Origin of the sequence: Serpentinicella sp. ANB-PHB4, from assembly GCF_031432315.1 — a bacterium.
Taxonomy (GTDB): domain Bacteria; phylum Bacillota; class Clostridia; order Peptostreptococcales; family Natronincolaceae; genus Serpentinicella.
On the sequence record NZ_JAVKGO010000027.1, the window covers coordinates 1 to 2457 of the forward strand.

2 protein-coding genes and 1 pseudogene are annotated in these 2457 nt (G+C 38.4%); all 3 read right to left on the minus strand.

The window, feature by feature from the left end; genetic code table 11:
* Nucleotides 1–1053: S8 family peptidase (locus RH915_RS11330; RefSeq protein ID WP_310480145.1), on the minus strand; the 1053-nt coding region annotated here is incomplete at its 3' end.
* 22 nt (nucleotides 1054–1075) lie between these two features.
* The gene (locus tag RH915_RS11335; protein WP_310480146.1) at nucleotides 1076–1324 is read right to left on the minus strand and encodes a hypothetical protein; all 249 of its coding nucleotides are present in this window, start codon (nucleotides 1322–1324) and stop codon (nucleotides 1076–1078) included.
* Between the two features lie 117 nt (nucleotides 1325–1441).
* A pseudogene (locus RH915_RS11340) lies at nucleotides 1442–2457 on the minus strand (hypothetical protein); the annotation flags it as partial.

Below are 2457 nucleotides of genomic sequence, written 5' to 3' on the forward strand. Positions count from 1 at the left end.
TAAACTAGATAACGGCGTCACACTATCTAATATGTTATCCTTCATTTCTAAAGGATCTGTTACCCCGTTGGTCAGTAACAATGCCGCTACTCCTGCAACATGGGGTGCTGCCATGGATGTTCCATTTAGGTATCCGTATTCGTTTCCAGGTAAGGTACTTAATATTGAAACTCCAGGGGCTGCTACGTGAACAGAGTTAGCTCCGTAGTTTGAAAATGACGCTAAATTACCACGATTATCAACTGCTGCTACGGATATTACATTTGGTAAATCATAGCTTGCCGGATAACTTGGCTGTGGTGCAAACCAACCACCACCATCATTGTTAACTGATTCATTACCTGCTGCAGCTATAAAAAGCATTCCTGAGTTATCAATAGCATCTTTCAATGCCTGGGAATAGCCTCCGCCACCCCAACTATTGTTAGCTATTGTTGCTCCCATATCTGATGCATATTCAATTGCTGCTATTGCATCACTTAAGCTCCCACCATTTGGACCAAGAAACTTAAGAGGCATAATTTTTACGTTTGGTGCAACACCAACAATACCTATATCGTTTTGTGTTGCAGCTATTGTTCCTGCAACATGGGTTCCATGTTCATCCCCATCTTCTGCGTTAAAAACAGTATTGTTGTTGTTATAAAAATCCCATCCATGGATATCATCTACATAACCATTTCCGGAACTGTCTACACCATTTTCAATTTCGTTTGGATTTGTCCATATTCTATCTTTTAAATCTGGATGATTTATATCTACACCACTATCTATTACTGCTACAATAACCTCTTCATCACCTTGGGTTATTTCCCATGCTTCTTCTATGTTTATATCTATTCCAGCAACGCCAGATTGCTGTTGAATGGTTTGTCCAATATTTTTAAGTCCCCATAACTCGTTGCTTCTTTCGTCAGATGTAAGGTTAAGGGATTGATATATATAATTAGGCTCTATATATTCAATATAATCATGCGATTGAAGGTTATAGAAGTAGTTTGCCATCTGATCTAAGTCAACTAAGTTAGACATGGAAACTAGTCCAGCATTCATAAACTCGAAATTCTCAATCATTTCAAAAATTATTTTGGAGAGTAGTCTTTACTAAATCATTTTTTTCAACATCATCCCTGTATTTAATTATAAATTCACCTGGTACAGCACTATGTACCGTATTGTCTTCTTCGGCCCACATATCGATTACAGTACTAAGTTCGATATCATTACTTATCATGCTATTCATTGGTATAATCGCATAAACACTTTGTGGGATTGCCATCAATATAACTAGTAAAATTGGTATTATCTTAAACTTGTTTTTCATCTTGTCGCCCCTTTTATAGAATGTTTTGAAAAATTATTCTCTAAAAAAGCGTGAATGGAATAAATCATTCACGCTTTTTTATTATTATTCAGGTGCTATCGTTTTATAGCTAGTAACCTACTCAAACTCAACTACAAGCTGTGGTGCTGCACCTCCACCAATAAATACATAATTGTAAGCTGAAGGATTCCAATCAAAACCTAGTCTTACTTGTGTAATCCCTGTTGTATTTATAGCGTCGACTCCTGCTTGATTAAAATCTGTAGAGCTTTGAGTTCCTGTTGTGAATTTATTAACTTCTGCAACTGAGGAAGCTGTTGCTTCTGCTGAATAAACATCCGCTTCAACACTTTCAGATGCTCCAAAGTATCCAGACTTTACATCTACTTTCATTGTTCCATTAGTCCATGGATCTCCCCATCCAGAACTATAGTCTACAGTAATATATGCACGTGTAATAGTTGCATCTTCAGGTATTGAAGAAGTGTCAAAACTCAAGATAGTTCTATTTTGCATTCCATCGCTACCTGCCCCAATTGCTAAATTACTTAAAGTTCCTACTACTGCTCCTGATCCGTCATTATTTGCTTTTACATATCCACTTTGAGCCCCTGTATTAGTTATAGTGGCTATAGCTGGGTCTTCTGGGTCTTCTGGGTCTTCTGGGTCTGTTGGCTCTTCTGGATCTGTTGGCTCTTCTGGATCTGTTGGCTCTGTTGTGCCATTAGGTTCTTCATCAGTCCATTCTGTAGATCCCTCTACTCTATAAAGCCAGAAATATGTTGAATATCCATATTTACTACCCATTTCTAAGTATCCATCGTAATCTAATCTACCTGCAACATAATGCTCTGTTGCTGTTCCATACTCACTTTCGTAGTTAACTGGTTCTTCTGGATCTTCTGGGTCTTCTGGGTCTTCTGGGTCTGCTGGATCTTCTGGGTCTGCTGGATCTTCTGGATCTGTTGGTTCTGTTGGCTCTGAAGAAGTTCCATTAAAGAAGTTCCATATGATTAAACTCATATCTGGTCCATTTGGATCTGTGTAGCTTCCTGCTGTACTTCCACCTGACCAGTCATGGCCCATTCCATCTACCATCCATTTTTCCATTACAGTGTTCCCTTGGCTATCAT

Bases quoted from the DNA above. Each gene is read 5' to 3' on its own strand.
- RH915_RS11335 (WP_310480146.1), bottom strand. From the start codon at position 1,324: ATGAAAAACAAGTTTAAGATAATACCAATTTTACTAGTTATATTGATG.